Below are 18,495 nucleotides of genomic sequence, written 5' to 3'. Positions count from 1 at the left end.
TCGGCGCGGCGCCGGTGCGGTGGCCGGGTCGGTTTGCCGGGTCGGGGGCCCGGCGGGGCCCGTTCACCGTGTCGCCGCCCTGATTCCGCTCCGGCTCAGCGCGACGCCAGTGCGATGGCCCGGGCCAGCGCCCGCAGGAACCCGTTCACCGTCCCCCGGTCCCGCACCGCGAGCCGTAGCCACTCCTCGTCCAGGCCCGGGAAGGTGTCCCCGCGGCGCACCGCGAAGCCCAGGTCGCGCAGGTGGCGGCGGACGGCTGCGGCCCGGGGCAGCCGTACCAGGACGAAGGGGCCCTCGGCGGGCTCCGCCACCCGGACGCCGTCCGCCGCGAACTGCGCGAGCCCGGCGACGAGGTGGCCCCGGTCCGCGGCGATGCGGTGGGCCGCGTGGGCCGCCTCCGCCAGAGCCCGGGGGGACACACACGCCTCCGCCGCGGCCAGCGCCGGCGTGGACACCGGCCACAGCGGCTGGGCCCGCTCCAGTTCGCCGATCGTCTCCGGGGAGGCCAGGACGTAGCCGATGCGCAGCCCGGCCAGCCCCCACGTCTTGGTGAGGCTGCGCAGGACGACGAGGCCGGGCACGTCCGTCCGGCCGGCCAGCGCCTCCCGCTCGCCCGGCACCGCGTCCATGAAGGCCTCGTCGACCACCAACGTCCGCCCCGGACGGGCGAGTTCGGCGATGGTGGCGGCCGGGTGCAGCACCGACGTCGGATTCGTCGGGTTGCCGATCACCACCAGGTCGGCGTCCTCGGGAACGGCCGCCGGGTCGAGCCGGAAGCCGTCCTCCTCCCGCAGCAGCACCCGGTCGACCGTGTGCCCGGCGTCCCGCAGCGCCGCCTCCGGCTCCGTGAACTGCGGGTGCACGATCACGGGCCGGCGGACCTTCAGGGCGCGAGCCAGCAGCACGAACGCCTCCGCCGCGCCCGCAGTCAGCAGCACCCGCTCGGCCGGCAGACCGTGCCGCGCCGCCACCGCGGCCCGCGCCGCCCGCCCGTCGGGGTAGGCGGCGAGACCGCTCAGGGACGCGGCGACGGTCTCGCGCAGCCACTCCGGCGGGGTGTCCGCGCGGACGTTCACCGCGAGGTCCACCAGCGCCGCACCGTCGTCCCGCACCTCGGAGTCCCCGTGGTGCCGCAGATCGTGTCCGTCAGTGTGCATGGGAGTGCGCGTGCCCTCCGTGGTGATGGTGCCCGTGGTGATGGTGACCGTCGTCGTCCGGGTGGAAGTGCGGCTGCTGCGGCAGGCCCACCTTGTCCTCGAACCCCGGCAGCGCGATCCGGTACACGCACGAGTCGCAGTTCATCCGCAGATCGCCCTTGACGGCCTCCTCGTACCGCTCCATCACCAGGTCCAGCAGCTCCGGCTCCGGCCCGATGACGTCCGCCGACCGCACCTCGACCTCCGGGTGCGCGGCCGCCCAGCCCTCGGTCTGCTGCCGCACCCGGTCCGGCAGGATCCCGGTGAAGAGGAAGTACGGCAGCACGACGATCCGCCGCGCACCCAGCCGCACGCACCGGTCGAGCCCGCTCGGCACATCGGGCGCCGCCAGCGACACGAACGCCGTCTCCACGCCCGCGTACCCGCGCCCCTCCCACAGCAGCCGGGCCGCCTTGTACACCTCGGCGTTGGCGTCCGGGTCCGTCGAACCGCGCCCGACCAGCAGCACGGTCACATCGGCCCGGTCCTGCGGCGTACGGGACGTGCCGCCCAGCGCCTCGTCCAGCCGCCGCTCCAGCACGCTCAGCAGCGCCGGGTGCGGGCCCAGCGGACGGCCGTACGTGTACGAGATCCCCGGGTGCCGTTCCTTCTCGCGGGACAGCGCCGCCGGGATGTCCCCCTTGGCGTGCCCGGCGGACACCAGCATCAGCGGTACGGCGGCGAACCGCCGTACGCCCCGCTCCACCAGCTCGGTGACGGCCTCGCCCAGCGGCGGCGGGGACAGCTCGATGAAGCCGCCCGCGACGGGCAACTCGGGGTGGCGGCGCCCCAACTCCCGTACGAAGTCGCGGAACGCCTCGGCTCCGGCATCGTCGCGGGTGCCATGGCCGGCGATGAGCAGGGCGGGCGGCGGGGTGGTCACGATGTCTCCTCGGACTGTGCGTCGGATGGTGGAACGGGGTGGTACAGCAGGGCGTTGAGCGCGGCGGCGGCGACCGCCGACCCGCCCTTCTCGGACACGTTGCTCACCGCGGGCAGCCCGCTCTCGCGCAACGCGGCCTTGGACTCGGCCGCCCCGACGAAGCCGACGGGCAGCCCGATGACGAGCGCGGGTGAGGCGTCGAGCGTCAGCAGCTCCTCCAGGGCGGTCGGCGCACAGCCGATCACCCACAGCGCGCCGGGCCCGACCTGCTCGTACGCCAGACGCACGGCGTGCGCCGAACGGGTCAGGCCCCCACCGGCCTCGGCGTCCTTGAGCCGGCACACGGTCTCCCGCCGGGTGATCCCGGCCGCGACCATCTCCACGTCCACGACGACGGGCGCCCCGGCGTGAAGGGCGGCGTGCGCCTTCTCCAACGGCCCCTCGTCCATGACGAGGTCGCTCGCGTACTCCAGGTCGGCCGCGGAGTGGATGACCCGCTCCACGACCGCCCGGGTCAGCGGCGGGAAGTGCGAGGTGTCCAGACGGGCGCGCAGCCGTCGGAAGGACTCCTGCTCGATCGGGTGGACCACACGGTTCACTGGGTGTCCTCCTGCCCCGCGGCGGAGCCGCTCATCGACGCGGCGTCCTGCCAGCGGTAGCCGCGCGGCGTCACCATGCGCCCCGCGACGGTCCGGCTCGCGGTGTTGCCCACGGTCACGACCGTCATCATGTCCACCGTCGCCGGGTCGAGCTCCGCGAGAGTCGTCACCCGCGCCGTGCCGTCCGGCCGCGAGGCGTTGCGTACGACCCCCACCGGCGTCGTCGGCTCCCGGTGCCCGGCGAGGATCGCGAGCGCCTTCGGCAGCTGCCAGTCGCGGCCCCGGCTGCGCGGGTTGTAGAAGGTCACGACGAGGTCGGCCTCGGCCGCCGCCCGCACCCGCCGCTCGATGACCTCCCACGGCGTGTGCAGGTCGGACAGGCTGATCGACACGTGGTCGTGGCCCAGCGGCGCGCCCAGGAGCGCGGCGGCGGCCAGCGCGGCGGTCACCCCCGGCACCCCGACCACGTCGATGTCGTCGGACGCCTCGGCGAGCGCGGGGGAGGCCATGGCGTACACGCCCGCGTCCCCGCTGCCGATCAGCGCGACGGCCCGGCCCCTGCGGGCCTCCGCCACGGCCGTCCGCGCCCGCTCCTCCTCGGCCCCGAGCCCCGACTCCAGGATCCGGGTGCCGGGCCGCAGCAGGTCGCGGATCTGGGCGACGTACTGGTCGAGCCCGACGAGCACCGAGGCACGCTCCAGTTCCGCCTTTGCCCGCGGAGTGAGCAGATCGCGGGCACCCGGCCCGAGCCCGACGACCGCGAGCCGCCCCCGCCCAGGACGCCGTACGACGGCACAGGTCGCCATGGCGGGCCGCCCGTCGGCGCGCTCCGACTTCCGCTTGGGCACGAGGAGTTCGCCCCCGCGTACCAGCGCCGCCGCCTCCGCGACGGACGGCGTGCCGACGGCGGCGAGGGGAGCGTCGGAGGGGTTCGGCACCTCGACGGCGGCCAGCTCCTCGGCCGAGTGCGTCACCACGGGCACGCCCAGGCGCCGCGCCGCTTCGACGATCCCCGGCTCGTCGGCCTTGGCGTCGACGGTGGCCAGCTCGGCGACACTGGCCGCCGACAGCCCCGCGTCCCGCAGGGCCCCCTCGATCACCTCGAGGACCTCCTCGACCGGAGCCCCTCTGGAGGCACCCACCCCCACCACCAGGGACGGCGGGCGCAGCAGCACCTCCTGGGTGCCGGGCGCGACCGCCCGGTCCGTCAGCCGCACGGTGTACGCCCCGGTCCCGCCGTCCGCGAACGGCACCGGCGGCAACGGCCAGGCCACCTCCGCGTCGAGCGCGACCGGCTCCCCGTCCAGCAGGGCCCGCGTCACCCCGGCGACATCACCCTCCACGGGCAGCCCGAGGGTGTCCAGGCCGGGGATCCCGACGGCGTCCGTCGCCGTGGTCACCACGGGCTCCGCCCCGAGCAACCCGCCCACCTCGCGGGCGAGTTCATTGGCGCCGCCCCCGTGTCCGCCGACCAGCGAGACCGCGAACCGCCCGGCCTCGTCGACGCACACGACCCCCGGGTCGGACGCCTTGTCACCCAACAGCGGTGCGACGAGCCGTACGACAGCCCCCGTCGCCAGGAAGCACACGAGCTGCTCGCACTCCGCGAACGCCCGCCGCACGGCGTCCCCGACGGGACCCTCGTACACACGCGTCCGCTCCGGCCACGCCGCGGCCAACCGGTCGCGCGCCGCCGCCCCCGCCGCGGTGGCGGAAATGAGGCCGATCACTGAGCCACTCCTTCATCAGTACGTACTGGAGACCTGACGCCCCACAGCAGGAAAACCGGATTGGTCGCCGCGAGCCGGGTCACGTCCCCCGGCAGTGGCGCCAGCCGCGAGGACTGCAACAGCACCCCGTCGACATCGAACCCGGCGTCGGCGAGCGCCGTCCGCGCCGCCGGAACCCTCTCCAGCGCGGCCATGGCCACGACCACGGTCCGCCGGGCCCGCCGCGCGCACACCCCGACGATGCCGGCGAGTTCACGCCCGCCGCCCCCGACGAACACGGCGTCGGGATCGTCGAGTCCGCCCAGGGCGTCCGGCGCCTCCCCGTGCACCACATGCACGTCGACGCCGTGCGCGGCGGCGTTGGCACGGATCCGCCCGACCCCGTCCGCGGCCTTCTCGACCGCGCTCACGGCGGCCCCCAGCCGCGCGCACTCGACAGCCACGGAACCGGACCCGGACCCGATGTCCCAGACCAGGTCGCCCACCCGCGGGCCGAGCCGGGCCAGCGCCAGCGCCCGCACCTCGAACTTGGTGATCATCGAGTCGCGGTGGGCGAAGCCCCCCTCGTCCAGCGCCCATCCGGCGGGACGGGCACCGGCTCCGGCCAGCGTGCGTACGGGGCCGAGCGCCCGTGTCTCGTCCAGGCACAGCACGACACTCACCGCCGTACCCCAGGCACGGCCGGCGGCCTCCGCCGGGCTGACCCGCTCCACGTGCTCGCGCTCGGGATCACCCAGCGCGGACGCGACCACGAGCACCCGCCCGGGTACGGTCCGGGCGAGCGCCGCGCCCAGCTCGGCGGGCCCGGCGCCGGGCCCGGTCAGCACGGCCACCTTGGGATGCGCCCGGCACACCTGGACGGCCGTCCGGGGATCCCGCCCGTGCGCGCTGACGACGACGGCGTCGTCCCAGGTCAGCCCGAGCCGGGCGAAGGCGGCGGCGACGGACGACACCCCCGGCCGGACATCGAGCCGTGCGGAACCGAACCGCTCGGCGAGCGCCCGCACGATCCCGAAGAACCCCGGATCCCCGGACGCCAGCACGACCACCCGCCGCTCCTTGGCGACGTACTCCCCGATGGCGTCGAGGGCGGGCGCCAGCGGACCGAGCACGATCCGCTCGGCACCCTCGGGCAGCGGTACGGCGTCCAGGTGCCGCCGCCCGCCGACGACGAGCTCCGCACCCGCCACCGCGTCCGCCGGAACCGGCGCCCCCGTCCCCGTGCCGACGACCGTGATCAGGCGACTCACGTACCCGCACCCCGCTCACGCAGGGCCCTGCGGGCCTCCGGGTCGGCCTTGCGGTAGCCGTGGAAGTGGCCGGGGTGGTACAGGTGCGAGCGGGTGCCGTGCGCGTCGAGGGCCGGGCCGACCAGGAACAGGGTGTGCTTCCAGAGCCTGTGCTCCTTGACGGTCTCCTCCAGCGTGCCGATCGTGCACCGCACGACCAGTTCCTCCGGCCAGGTCGCCTGGTAGGCGATGACGACCGGGGTGGTGGTCGGATAGCCGCCCTCCAGCAACTCCCGGACGAGCTGGCCGCTGCGGGCCGCCGACAGGAAGATCGCCATGGTCGTGCCGTGCCGGGCGAACTCCCGCACCTCCTCCCCGGGCGGCATCGGCGTCTTGCCGCCGCCGAGGCGGGTGAGGATCACGGACTGCGCCACCTCGGGAATCGTCAGCTCCCGCCCGGCGAGCGCGGCGACGGCGGAGAAGGAGGAGACACCGGGCACGATCTCGGTGGCGATCCCGATCTCGGCACACCGGTCGAGCTGCTCCTGTGTACCGCCCCACAGCGCGGGGTCGCCGGAGTGGATCCGGGCGACGCGGAGCCCCTCGTCCCGGGCCCGCCCGTACACGGCGACGACGTCCTCCAGGGACATGGTCGCCGAGTCGAGGATCTCCGCGCCCTCGCGGGCGTGTTCCAGGACCTCCGCCTGGACCAGACTCGCGGCCCAGATCACGACGTCGGCCTCGGCGATGGCGCGCGCGGCACGGAACGTCAGCAGGTCGGCGGCGCCGGGGCCGGCACCGACGAAGGTCACCTTGCCGGTGGGGGCGTCGGCCATGGGTTCGGGTCCTCTCATGACGGGATGGGGTGCGGATGCCGGAGGTGCGCGGCCGGGGCTCGATCCGCTACGAAGGGCACATGGCGGTGTTCGTCGCGCTCGGCGCGTTCCTGATGACGTTGGCCGGCGGCTGGACGGCACAGCGCGTGACCGACCGCCGCCATCTGGTACTGGGCCTGGCCGGCGGCCTGATGCTGGGCGTGGTCGGCCTGGACCTGCTGCCCGAGGCACTGGAGGCGGCCGGCACGGAGATCTTCGGCGTCCCGGCGGCGCTCCTCCTCTTCGTGGCGGGCTTCCTGCTGGCCCATCTGGTGGAACGCCTGCTGGCTCACCTCCCCCACTCTCGACGCTCGAGCGGGGGGACCCCCATGGCCGCGCACGGCGCCGAGGAACCCGTTGACATGGCTCCGCCTCCGGGGCGCCTCAGCCGGTGTCGAGTGGCCGCCCGCGCTCAGCCCTTCGGGCCTCCGCGCGGGCGGCCGCTCGACACCGTCGCGCCCCAGAGGCTGCGCGACGGCCGCACCCCCGAGGTGGGCCTGACGGCGGCCGCGGCGATGGTCGTCCACAGCGCGATGGACGGCGTGGCGATCGGCGCGGCCTTCCAGGTCGGCGGCGGCATGGGCGCGGCCGTCGCGCTGGCCGTCATCGCCCACGACTTCGCGGACGGCTTCAACACGTACACGATCACCAGCCTGTACGGGAACGCCCGCCGCAGAGCCCTGACCATGCTGTTCGCGGACGCGGTGGCCCCGGTCGCCGGCGCCGCCTCGACGGCCTTCGTCACCATCCCGGAGCACCTGCTCGGCGGCTACCTGGGCTTCTTCGGCGGCGCGCTGCTGTACCTGGCGGCAGCCGAGATCCTCCCTGAGGCCCACCACACGCACCCGGCCCGCTCGACCCTGCTGTGCACGGTCGCGGGCGCGGCGTTCATCTGGCTGGTGGTGGGCCTGGCGGTCTGACGGGGACGGTCTCACAGCTTGCCGCCCCGCCCGCCGTCACGCCGTGCGGGCGCGATGAGCGTGGAGAGATAGGGGAGGGGCTCACCGTCGAGTTCGCCCGCGGGCCGAATGGACTCCTCCGGCAGCCCCAGCGCCGACCCCCACACGGCGTCCCCGACCCGCCCGGTCTCCCGCAAGGCCTCGCCGACCTCGGCGGCCTGCCGCCCGAACTTGTAGGCGACGACGGTCCCCGGCCCGGCCAGCGCGTCCTTCAGCACGGCGGAACCGGCGGTCACGGGCACCAGCGTCAACGGCTCGGTCCCCTCCGTCAGCACGGCACCCGACCGCGCCGCCAGATCCTGCATGGCAGTGATCCCGGGCACGGTCTCGACGACGACCCCCGGCACCAGCTCGACGATGGTCTGGGCGAGATAGGTGAAGGTGGAGTACACGTTCGGATCACCGATCGTGGCGAAGGCGACGGCCCGGTACCGCCCGAGCAGCTCGGCGACACGCTCCCCGGCGGCGTCCCAGGCGGCCTCACGCCGGCCCCGGTCGCTCCGCTCGTTCAACGCGAACACGACCCGGACGACCTTCTCCTCGGGCACGTAGTGCAGCACGGTGGCCTCGGCCCGCCCACGCTCACCGCCGTCTTTTCCATCAGGTGCAGCCATGACGGGTACGACGACGACATCGGCCGCACGCAGCGCGTTGACGCCCTTGACGGTCACCAGCTCCGGATCCCCGGGCCCCACCCCGACTCCGACCAGCCTGCTGCTCATGACGTCCGGCACCTCTCCACGAACCGACGGGCCACACCGGGCTCGGCCGCCCAGTGCGTGTGCAGATAACTCGCGTGCACACCGCGCTGTACAAAACCCTCGACCCGCCGCTGCGGAGCACGCACACCCCAGGCGGGAGCCGCCCCCGCCCCCGGCTCCACGACGGTCCGATGAAACTCATGCCCCCGCATCCGCGTCCCCGCGACGGCGAGCACACTGTCGCTCACGGCCACGGCGTCCCGGTACCCGAGGGTGAGCCGCTCGTCCATACGCGCGCCGGCGTCGAGCACCTCGCACATGGGCTGCCCGTCGAGCTCCCGGCACAGATAGAGCAGCCCCGCACACTCGGCGGCGACCGGCGCCCCACCGAGGGCGAGCTCGGCAACGGCCTTGCGTAGCGGCTCGTTGGCGGACAACTCGGAGGCGTACACCTCGGGGAATCCGCCGCCGATGACCAACCCCCGTGTCCCCTCGGGCAGTTGCTCGTCCCGAAGGGGATCGAAGGGGACGACTTCGGCACCGGCGGCGGCGAGCAGTTCACTGTGTTCCGCATAGGAGAACGTGAAGGCCGCCCCACCGGCAACAGCAACAACCAGCCGGTCCGACGACGTCTGGGCGACGGCACGCGAACCCGGCCCGTCCGGCGAGTTCTGGACGGCGCCACGCGAACCCGGCCCCTCCGGCGAGTTCTGGACGGCGGCACGTGAAACCAGCCCGTCCGGCGTTTGAGGACGAGGCCCGTTCAGGGCCGAAGCGGGGGTCTGGGGGCGGCAGCCCCCAGGGACGGGAAAGGCGAGGGGCGGAGGGGGCGAAGAAGCCAGAGCCTCAGCCGCATCCCAAGCCGCACACGACAACGCACCCGCACTCCGCGCCAGCCCCAACAACGCCTCGAGATCGCACCCCTCGCGCACCTGCGCGGCCATGGAGGCAACAGCCTCAACAGCCTCCGACCGCCGCTCGGCAACAGGCACCAACCCCAGATGCCGAGAAGGCGTATCCACCTGCCGAGCCCGCCGCAGCACCCCCAACACCGGCACCCCGGCCGAGTCCAACGCCTCCCGCAGCAGCTCCTCATGCCGGTCCGAAGCGACCTTGTTGAGAATCACGCCCCCGACCCGCACCTCCGGATCCCACGAGGCGAACCCGTGCACCAGCGCGGCGACGGACCGCGACTGCGACGACGCGTCCACAACGAGCACGACCGGCGCCCGCAGCAGCTTCGCCACATGGGCGGTGGACGCCAGTTCCCCCTCCCCGGCGGCCCCGTCGTACATCCCCATGACGCCCTCGACGACGGCGACATCGCACCCGAGCGCCCCGTGCAGGAACAACGGAGCGACCAGCTCCGGCCCACACAGATACGCGTCGAGGTTCCGCCCCACCCGCCCGCTCGCGAGCGCGTGATACCCGGGGTCGATGTAGTCGGGCCCCACCTTGTGCGGAGACACGGCAAGCCCCCGCGCGGCGAACGCGGCCATCAACCCCGTGGCAACGGTGGTCTTGCCGCTGCCCGAGGAGGGCGCGGCAACGACCAGCCGAGGGACGGAGGACGAGGACATCACCACTCGATGCCCCTCTGCCCCTTCTGGCCCACGTCCATCGGGTGCTTGACCTTGGACATGTCGGTCACGAGGTCGGCGAAGTCGACGAGCTTCTCGGGCGCGTTCCGCCCGGTGATCACGACGTGCTGCGTGCCCGGCCGGTCCCGCAGCACGGAGATCACCTCATCGGTGTCCACCCACCCCCAGTGCATCGGGTACGCGAACTCGTCGAGCACGTACAACTGGTACGTCTCGGCGGCGAGATCCCGCTTGACCTGCTCCCAGCCCTCGCGGGCCTTCTCCTCGTTGCTGAGGTTGTCCCCCTGCAGGTCCCGCTGCACCCAGGACCAGCCCTCGCCCATCTTGTGCCAGGCGACGGTCCCGCCCTCACCGGAGTCCCCGAGCACCCGCAGCGCCCGCTCCTCGCCGACCTTCCACTTGGCCGACTTGACGAACTGGAACACCCCGATGGGCCACCCCTGGTTCCAGGCGCGCAGCGCGAGCCCGAAGGCGGCGGTCGACTTGCCCTTGCCGATCCCGGTGTGCACGACGACAAGCGGCCGATTACGCCGCTGACGAGTCGTCAGACCGTCGTCCGGCACGACACTGGGCTGTCCCTGAGGCATTACGCGGCCCTCCTGTTTCCCTGAACTTCCTTGACGAGCCCGGCGATCGAGTCGGCCCGCAACTCGTTCAACGTCACAGCCGTGCCACCGAGCTCACCCGCGAGCTGCCCGGCGAGCCCCAACCGCACGGGCCCCGACTCGCAGTCCACGACCACGGAGGCGATCCCCTCGGCCGCGAACAGCCGAGCGGCCCGCCCGGCGAGGACGACCGGTTCCGGGCCTCCGGTGGCCCGCCCGTCGGTCACGACCACGACCAGCGCGCGCCGCGCGGGATCCCGCAGCCGCTCGACCCGCAGCACGTCATGCGCCTTGAGGAGCCCGGCGGCCAGCGGAGTCCGCCCCCCGGTGGGCAGCGACTCGAGCCGAGCGGCAGCCGCGTCCACGGACGACGTGGGCGGCAACGCCACGTCGGCGCCGGCGCCCCGGAACGTCACCAGCCCGACCTTGTCCCGCCGCTGATAGGCGTCCAGCAGCAACGACAGCACAGCCCCCTTCACGGCACTCATCCGCTGCCGGGCCGCCATCGACCCGGAGGCGTCCACGACGAACAGCACGAGATTCCCCTCGCGCCCCTCCCGCGTGGCCTGCCGCAGATCGTCCCGCCGCACCACGAGCCCCGGCCCGGACCGCCCCCGAGCCCGCTGATGCGGCGCGGCCGCCTGCACGGTCGCCGCCAGGTGCAGCTTGGTCAGCGTCCCCCGGGGCCGTCGCGCCCCCGTCGTCCGCCCGTGCTCGGTCCGCGCCCGTGACCGCCGCCCGGCGGCACCCTCCCCGATCCCGGGCACGCTCAGCACCTTCGTACGGAACGGCTCGGAAGCCCGTACGGCGGACTGCTCCCCGGCGCCGGAGGCCTGCGGCGCGCCGCCGTCACCGGCCTCGGGACGGGCGCCGGCGTCGTCACCGCCCTGCGGCCCGCCGGCGTCGGAAGGCGGCTGCCCACCGCCACCCGGTCCGTCGTCGTCGGGATCGGGGTCGGGATCGTCGTCGCCGGAGAACTCCTCCAGCGTCTCGTCGAGCTTGTCCTCGTCGAGCCCCGGTGCGTCAAAGGGATTCCGCCGCCGCCGATGCGGCAACGCCAGCAGCGCGGCCTGCCGCACATCCTCCGCGAGCACCTCGGTCCGCCCGGCCCAGGCCGCCAGCGCGGTCGCCGTCCGCGCCATCACGATGTCGGCCCGCATGCCGTCCACCTCGAACGCCGCACAGGTCGCCGCGATCTGCCGGAGCGCCCCGTCGCCCAGCCGCACCGACGGCAACAGCTCCCGTGCCGCCACGATCCGCGCCCGTACGGCGGCCTCCTCGTCCGCCCACCGCGCGGCGAAGCCGGCCGGATCGTCGTCGTAGGCGAGCCGTCGCCGGACGACCTCCACCCGCTGGTCGGGCTCCCGCGAGGCCGCGACCTCGACGGTCAGCCCGAACCGGTCGAGCAGCTGCGGCCGCAGCTCGCCCTCTTCGGGGTTCATGGTCCCGACGAGCAGGAAACGCGCGGCATGCCGGACGGAGACACCCTCGCGTTCGACGTACGACGCGCCCATCGCCGCCGCGTCCAGCAGCAGGTCGACGAGGTGGTCGTGCAGCAGGTTGACTTCGTCGACGTACAGGATCCCGCGGTGCGCGTCGGCGAGCAGGCCGGGCTCGAAGGCCTTCACGCCCTCGGCGAGCGCCCGCTCGATGTCCAGCGCGCCCACCAGCCGGTCCTCGGAGGCGCCGACGGGGAGTTCGACCATGCGGGCCGGGCGCTGAACGCCGTTCCCCGCCTCGTGCGGCCCGTCGGGGCAGCTCGGGTCCGGGGCCGCCGGGTCGCAGGAGAAGCGGCACCCGGCGACGACGTCGACCTCCGGCAGCAGCGCCGAGAGCGCCCGCACCGCCGTCGACTTGGCAGTGCCCTTCTCCCCGCGCACCAGCACCCCGCCGACCGCCGGCGACACGGCGTTCAGCAGCAGCGCGAGCCGCAGGTCGTCCTGGCCGACGACGGCCGTGAACGGGAACGGAGTACTCACTTCTCGTCGCCCTCCAAGTCGCCTTCCAGCTCCAGGTAGGTGGCGCGCAGCCGCTCGAGCGTGTCGGCGTCCGGCTCGGCCCACAGCCCGCGGTCGGCGGCCTCGAGGAGCCGCTCGGTGATACCCCGCAGGGCCCAGGGGTTGGACTTCTTCATGAAGTCCCGGTTCTCCGCGTCGAAGACGTACTCCGCGCTGAGCTTCTCGTACATCCAGTCGTCCACGACCCCGGCCGTGGCGTCGTAGCCGAAGAGGTAGTCGACGGTCGCCGCCATCTCGAAGGCGCCCTTGTAGCCGTGCCGCCGCATGGCCGCCATCCAGCGCGGGTTGACGACCCGGGCACGGAACACACGGTGCGTCTCCTCGCCCAGCGTGCGGGTCCTCACCTGGTCCGGCACGGCGGAGTCACCCACATACGCCTCGGGGCTGGCGCCCGTCAGATGCCGCACCATGGCGACCATGCCGCCGTGGTACTGGAAGTAGTCGTCGGCGTCGACGAGGTCGTGCTCACGCGTGTCGACGTTCTTCGCGGCGACGGCGATCCGCTTGAACGCGGTCTCCATGTCCCCGCGTGCGGCCCGCCCGTCGAGCCCGCGTCCGTAGGCGTATCCGCCCCAGACGGCGTACACCTCGGCCAGATCGGCGTCGCTGCGCCAGTTCCGCGCGTCGATCAGGGGCAGCAGACCGGCGCCGTACGCCCCCGGCTTGGACCCGAAGACACGGGCGGTCGCGCGCCGCCGGTCGCCGTGCTCGGCGGTGTCCTCGTCCACGTGGGCCCGGACGAAGTTGGACTCGGCGGGCTCGTCCAGCTCGGCCACCGCCCGCACCGCGTCGTCGATCAGCCCGACGACGTGCGGGAAAGCGTCCCGGAAGAAGCCGGAGATCCGGACCGTGACGTCGATGCGGGGCCGGCCCAGCTCCTCCAGGGAGACCACCTCGAAGCCGGTCACCCGGCGCGAGGCGTCGTCCCACACCGGGCGGCAGCCCAGCAGCGCGAGGATCTCGGCGATGTCGTCGCCCTGCGTCCGCATCGCGGACGTACCCCACACCGTCAGGCCGACGGACTTCGGATACTCGCCGGTGTCCTGCAGATACCGCTGGACGAGCGAGTCGGCGAGCGACTGCCCGACCTCCCAGCTCAGCCTGGACGGAATGGCCTTGGGGTCGACGGAGTAGAAGTTGCGGCCGGTCGGCAGGACGTTGACGAGCCCGCGCGTCGGCGAACCGGACGGACCCGCCGGGACGTACCCGCCGTCGAGCGCCTTCAGGATGTGGCCGATCTCGTCGGTGGTCCGGGCCAGCCGCGGCACGACCTCGGTGCAGGCGAACTCCAGCACGCCCACGGCGGCGGGGAGTTCGGCACGGAGGACCTCGCGGACGAGCGCGGCGCTCTCCGCGACCGCCCAGTCCCGCGCCTCCATCCCCTCCGCGATCCGCCGGCACAACTGCTCCAGCAGGTCGATCGCGTCGGCGGCCGTACGCGACGGCCCGTCCACCAGATCCGTCAGCTCGACCGGCACCTTCACCGGAGCCCCCGGCTCGGCGAGCAACTCCTTCTCCACCAGCCCGAAGTGCTCCGCCAGCGAGGCTCGCAGCCCCGGCAGGGCATGGGCCTGCCCGCCCCACACCTGCGAGGCGCGCAGCACGGCGAGCACCAGGTTCACCCGCGGCTCACCGACCGGCCCGCCACCCAGGATGTGCAGCCCGTCCCGGATCTGCACGTCCTTGATCTCGCACAGATAGCCGTCGATGTGCATGACGAACTCGTCGAACTCGTCGTCGTCCGGCTGCTCGTCGACATGCAGGTCGTGGTGGAGCTCGGCCGCCTTGACCAGCGTCCAGATCTGCGCGCGCACGGCCGGGGCCTTGGCCGGGTCCAGGTCGGAGACGAGCGCGTACTCGTCGAGCAGCTGCTCCAGCTTGGCCAGGTCGCCGTAGGTGTCCGCGCGCGCCATCGGCGGCACCAGGTGGTCGACGACGGTGGCGTGCCCGCGCCGCTTGGCCTGGGTGCCCTCGCCCGGGTCGTTGACGATGAAGGGGTACACCAGGGGCAGGTCACCCAGCACCGCGTCCGGCGCGCACCCGCCGCTGAGCCCCAGTCCCTTGCCCGGCAGCCACTCCATCGTGCCGTGCTTGCCCATGTGCACGATCGCGTCGGCGCCGAAACTGTTCTCCAGCCAGCGGTAGGCGGCCATGTAGTGGTGCGACGGCGGCATGTCGGGGTCGTGGTAGATCGCGATCGGGTTCTCGCCGAAGCCGCGCGGCGGCTGGATCATCACGACGACGTTCCCGAACCGGAGGGAGGCGAGCACGATCTCGTCGCCGTCCACGTACAGCGAGCCCGGTGGTTCGCCCCACGTCTCCAGCATGGCGTCCCTCAGCTCCGGGTCGAGCTTCTCGAACCACGCCCGGTAGTCGGCGAGCGGCACCCGCGCGGGCGCGGCGGCGAGCTGCTCCTCGGTCAGCCACTCCACGTCGTGCCCGCCGGCCTCGATCAGCCGGTGGATCAGCTCGTCGCCGTTGTCGGGGTACTCGGTGAGGCCGTAACCGGCCTGCTTGAGCGCGTCCAGGACGCGCACCGCCGAGGCGGGCGTGTCGAGTCCGACCGCGTTGCCGACCCGCGAGTGCTTGGTCGGGTACGCGGTGAAGATGAGCGCGAGCTTCTTCTCGGCGTTCGGCTTGTGCCTCAACCGGGCGTGCCGTACGGCGATTCCGGCGACGCGCCCGGCCCGCTCGGGGTCGGCGACGTACACCGGGACGTCGTCCGGGCCCTGCTCCTTGAAGGAGAAGGGAACCGTGATCAGCCGCCCGTCGAACTCGGGGATCGCGACCTGCATCGCCGCGTCCATGGGGGACAGGGCGGCGTCGGACTCGTCCCAGGCGGCCCGCGACGAGGTCAGGCAGAGCCCCTGCAGCACCGGCACGTCGAGGTCGGCGAGCGCCCCGATGTCCCAGGCCTCCTCGTCGCCGCCCGCCGAGGCCTGCGAGGCGTGCGTGCCGCCGGCCGCGAGGACGGTGGCGACGAGGGCGTCGGTCCGTCCGAGGATCTCGTACAGCCCCGCCTCCGCCCCGCGCAGCGAACCGCAGTACACGGGCAGGGCGTTGGCCCCCTGCGCCTCGATCGCGTCGCACAGCGTGTCCACGAAGGCGGTGTTGCCGCTCAGCTCATGGGCCCGGTAGAAGAGCACGCCGACGGTCGGCCGGTCCTCCTGGTGCACGCGGTTCCCGTGGACGCCGTACTCCGGCATCTTCCGCGGCTCGACGAAGCCCTCGCCGGTCAGCAGCACGGTGTCGGAGAGGAACCGGGCGAGCTCGGTGAGGTTGGCCGGCCCGCCCTCGACGAGGTACTTGAGCGCCTCGGCCACGACACCGGCCGGCACCGACGACTCGGCCATCAACTCCGCGTCGGGAACGGCCTCGCCGCCCAGCAGCACGGTCGGGATGCCCGCCGCCTTCAGCTTGGCCAGCCCGTCCTCCCAGGCCCGCTTGCCGCCCAGCAGCCGGACGACGGCGATGTCGGCGCCCTCGACGAGACCGGGCAGCTCCTCCGCGACGTCCACCCGCGTCGGATTGCCGATCCGGTAGGAGGCACCGGAGGCGGCCCGAGCCGCCAGCAGGTCCGTGTCGGCGGTCGACAACAACAACACTGTGCTCATGCGGGCGCTCCCGGTGGAATGAAAGGCAGTCCTTGCGGCGCGCCCGACTCGATGAGCCGCCAGAGCGCGTCCGTGTCCGCGTGCTGTTCGATCAGGTCGCCGAGCCGGTCGAGCTGCTCCTCGCGCAGCGCGGCGAACGAGGTGTCGGCGGCCGGTACGAACCGGCGGCCCGCGGCGGCCGCCACCTCGCGCAGGAAGGCCCGCCGGAAACCGTCCGACTCCAGCGAGCCGTGCCAGTGCGTGCCCCAGGTCTGCCCGACCCGGCAGCCGTCGAGGCGGTGTCCCTCGTCATCGGAGAGGAACGCGTCTCCTCCGTGGACGTCGGCGACCCCGTGATGGATCTCGTACCCCTCGACGTGCTCACCGAGGGCTTCCCCCACCGGCCGGGTGAGGGTCTTCTCCCGCGCGAACCGCACGCGGACGGGCAGGACTCCCAGCCCCTCGACATGACCCCGCCGGCTCTCGACCTCGTCCTCGATGTGCTCGCCGAGGATCTGGAAGCCGCCGCAGATGCCGAGCACGGGCCTGTGCTCGGCGGCCCGCCGGACGACGGCCTCCGCCAGCCCCCGCTCCCGCAGCCACTCCAGCGCCCGTACGGTCCCCCGCGTCCCCGGGATCACCACGAGGTCGGCGTCCGCCAGCTCCTCCGGCCGGTCCACGAACCGCACCACGACGCCGGGTTCGGCGGCGAGCGCGTCCACATCGGTGAAGTTGGACATGAGGGGGACAGCACAGACGGCGACGCGCAGCACGTCCGCACCGACGGGCGGTGCGACGACGGACTCCCGGACGGTGCCCCGCAGGGACACCCGCAGCCCGTCCTCCTCGTCGATCCCGAGCCCGTGCCGGAACGGCAGGACGCCGTACGTCCGCCGCCCGGTGAGCCCGTGCAGCATGTCGAGCCCCGGCTCCAGCAGCGAGACATCGCCCCGGAACTTGTTGACGAGGAACCCGGCGACCAGCTCCTGGTCCTCGGGGGAGAGCAGGGCGACCGTCCCGAAGAACGAGGCGAAGACCCCGCCCCGGTCGATGTCGCCCACGACGAGCACGGGGAGCCGGGCGTTCCGGGCGATCCCCATGTTCACGATGTCCGTCCGCCGAAGATTGATCTCGGCGGGAGAACCGGCCCCCTCACAGATCACCGCGTCATACGTGCCCCGCAACTCGGCCAGACAGTCCAGCACGGTCCCGAGCAGCTTCTGCTGCCGCCCACCGTGATAGCCCCGGGCACTCAGCTCACCCACCGGCTTGCCGAGCAGCACGACCTGACTGCTCTGCTCACCACCCGGCTTCAGCAGTACGGGGTTCATCAGCGCGGTGGGCTCCACCCGACAGGCCTGCGCCTGCATGGCCTGGGCCCGCCCGATCTCGGCCCCCTCCCGCGTGACGAACGAGTTCAGGGACATGTTCTGCGCCTTGAAGGGCGCGACCTTGACCCCCTGCCGCACCAGCCACCGGCAGATCCCGGCCGTCACGACACTTTTGCCGGCGTCGGAGGTGGTGCCGGCGACGAGGAGACCCCCGCTCATGACGTACGCCCCTTCTTCGCGACGAGGCGCGCGGCGACGGTGACGCCGAGCGCGAGCAGGCCGACGCGGCGGGAGAGCCGTGCGGCGCGTTCGATGTCGTGGGGGACGACGGGCCGCCCCGCCGCCCCGTTGAGCACGGGCCGGTGCTCGACCCGGCCGCCGTAGGAGAGCGTCCCGCCCAGCCGCACACCGAGCGCGCCCGCGAAGGAGGCCTCCACGGGCCCGGCGTTGGGGCTGGGATGCTTGCGGGCGTCGTCCCGCCACGCCCGTACGGCCCCCCGCGGATCGTCTCCCGCGACGGCGGCGAGTACGGCGGTCAGTCGCGCCCCCGGCCACCCGGCGAGGTCGTCGAGCCGCGCGGAGGCCCACCCGTACCGCAGATGTCTCGGCGACCGGTGCCCGACCATCGCGTCCAGGGTGTTGACGGCCCGGAACCCGAACAGTCCCGGCACGCCGGCGAGGCCTCCCCACACGAGCGCCCCGACCACCGCGTCGGAGGTGTTCTCGGCGACGGACTCGACCACGGCCCGGGCGATCCCGTCGGCGTCCAGGGCCTGCGGGTCCCGCCCGCACAGATGCGGCAGCCGCGCCCGCGCGGCCTCGACGTCCCCCGCCTCGAGGGCCCGCCCGATGGCCCGGGCCTCCCGCACGAGGGAGGTCCCGCCGACGACGGCCCAGGTGGAGGCGGCGGTGAGGGCGACGGAGGCGGCGGGGGAGCGTCGTACGGCACGCGAGGCGACGGCCCCGAGCGCGACGGCACCCCCGGCGCACACGACGGTGTGCAGCGCGCCCCACCCGCGGTGGTCCCGCCACAGCACCCGCTCCACGCCGGCCGCGGCCCGCCCGAACACGGCGACCGGATGCCCTCGGCGCGGATCGCCGAGGAGCAGGTCCCCCAGGAGGCCGGCGGCGGCGCCGTACGCGTGAACGCGATCGGCACCCATCGGCTCAGCCGG

At 73.8% G+C, this 18,495-nt stretch carries 14 protein-coding genes; 1 reads left to right on the top strand and 13 read right to left on the bottom strand.

Annotated features, from left to right (window positions below; translation table 11 throughout):
* Positions 1-95 precede the first annotated feature (95 nt).
* Genes cobC through cobM form a run of 6 tightly spaced genes read right to left on the bottom strand, consistent with a single transcriptional unit; the run spans position 96 to position 6,473 of the window.
* A complete protein-coding gene (gene cobC / locus IE263_RS20985; RefSeq protein WP_189938822.1) occupies positions 96-1,157 on the bottom strand; it encodes an Rv2231c family histidinol phosphate aminotransferase CobC in 1,062 nt (353 codons plus the stop codon).
* On the bottom strand, positions 1,147-2,079 hold the full coding sequence (locus tag IE263_RS20980; protein WP_189938821.1) for a sirohydrochlorin chelatase: 933 nt from the start codon (positions 2,077-2,079) through the stop codon (positions 1,147-1,149). The genes cobC and IE263_RS20980 overlap by 11 nt, the downstream gene beginning before the upstream one ends.
* Entirely contained in the window at positions 2,076-2,678 is a 603-nt protein-coding gene (locus tag IE263_RS20975) for a precorrin-8X methylmutase (RefSeq protein WP_189938819.1), read from the bottom strand. The genes IE263_RS20980 and IE263_RS20975 overlap by 4 nt, the downstream gene beginning before the upstream one ends.
* A complete protein-coding gene (cobJ, locus tag IE263_RS20970; protein ID WP_189938817.1) occupies positions 2,675-4,408 on the bottom strand; it encodes a precorrin-3B C(17)-methyltransferase in 1,734 nt (577 codons plus the stop codon). The genes IE263_RS20975 and cobJ overlap by 4 nt, the downstream gene beginning before the upstream one ends.
* Positions 4,405-5,649: a precorrin-6y C5,15-methyltransferase (decarboxylating) subunit CbiE gene (gene cbiE, locus IE263_RS20965; protein WP_189938982.1), complete on the bottom strand. Its 1,245-nt coding sequence runs from the start codon at positions 5,647-5,649 to the stop codon at positions 4,405-4,407. Before cbiE ends, cobJ begins: the two co-directional genes overlap by 4 nt.
* A 5-nt stretch (positions 5,650-5,654) precedes the next feature.
* A complete protein-coding gene (gene cobM, locus IE263_RS20960) occupies positions 5,655-6,473 on the bottom strand; it encodes a precorrin-4 C(11)-methyltransferase (protein WP_189938815.1) in 819 nt (272 codons plus the stop codon).
* A gap of 35 nt (positions 6,474-6,508) precedes the next feature.
* Between cobM and IE263_RS48675 the strand changes: the two genes are divergently transcribed.
* Positions 6,509-7,432 carry a ZIP family metal transporter gene (locus tag IE263_RS48675; protein WP_373312030.1) on the top strand — a complete coding sequence of 308 codons (924 nt, stop codon included), beginning with the start codon at positions 6,509-6,511 and terminating at the stop codon, positions 7,430-7,432.
* 11 nt (positions 7,433-7,443) lie between these two features.
* Here IE263_RS48675 and cobI read toward each other — a convergent pair whose 3' ends face one another.
* The 7 genes from cobI to IE263_RS20915 are packed head-to-tail and all read right to left on the bottom strand — an operon-like array spanning position 7,444 to position 18,483.
* A complete protein-coding gene (gene cobI / locus IE263_RS20945; RefSeq protein ID WP_189938813.1) occupies positions 7,444-8,193 on the bottom strand; it encodes a precorrin-2 C(20)-methyltransferase in 750 nt (249 codons plus the stop codon).
* Entirely contained in the window at positions 8,190-9,752 is a 1,563-nt protein-coding gene (locus IE263_RS20940; protein WP_189938811.1) for a cobyrinic acid a,c-diamide synthase CobB, read from the bottom strand. Before IE263_RS20940 ends, cobI begins: the two co-directional genes overlap by 4 nt.
* Positions 9,752-10,360: a cob(I)yrinic acid a,c-diamide adenosyltransferase gene (cobO, locus tag IE263_RS20935; protein ID WP_189938809.1), complete on the bottom strand. Its 609-nt coding sequence runs from the start codon at positions 10,358-10,360 to the stop codon at positions 9,752-9,754. The genes IE263_RS20940 and cobO overlap by 1 nt, the downstream gene beginning before the upstream one ends.
* A complete protein-coding gene (locus tag IE263_RS20930) occupies positions 10,360-12,357 on the bottom strand; it encodes a putative cobaltochelatase (protein ID WP_189938807.1) in 1,998 nt (665 codons plus the stop codon). The genes cobO and IE263_RS20930 overlap by 1 nt, the downstream gene beginning before the upstream one ends.
* Positions 12,354-16,010, bottom strand: a complete 3,657-nt coding sequence (gene cobN, locus IE263_RS20925; protein WP_189938805.1) for a cobaltochelatase subunit CobN — start codon at positions 16,008-16,010, stop codon at positions 12,354-12,356. Before cobN ends, IE263_RS20930 begins: the two co-directional genes overlap by 4 nt.
* Positions 16,007-17,539, bottom strand: coding sequence for a cobyric acid synthase (locus tag IE263_RS20920; RefSeq protein WP_189938803.1), 1,533 nt, complete (start codon positions 17,537-17,539; stop codon positions 16,007-16,009). The genes cobN and IE263_RS20920 overlap by 4 nt, the downstream gene beginning before the upstream one ends.
* Complete coding sequence (locus IE263_RS20915) at positions 17,536-18,483, bottom strand: cobalamin biosynthesis protein (RefSeq protein WP_189938802.1); 948 nt, start codon at positions 18,481-18,483, stop codon at positions 17,536-17,538. Before IE263_RS20915 ends, IE263_RS20920 begins: the two co-directional genes overlap by 4 nt.
* Positions 18,484-18,495 lie beyond the last annotated feature (12 nt).

It is taken from the genome of Streptomyces aurantiogriseus (assembly GCF_014649375.1).
Classification (GTDB): Bacteria; Actinomycetota; Actinomycetes; order Streptomycetales; family Streptomycetaceae; genus Streptomyces; species Streptomyces aurantiogriseus.
Note: the sequence above shows the minus strand (reverse complement) of the source record. Positions and strands in the feature narration are given on the sequence as shown.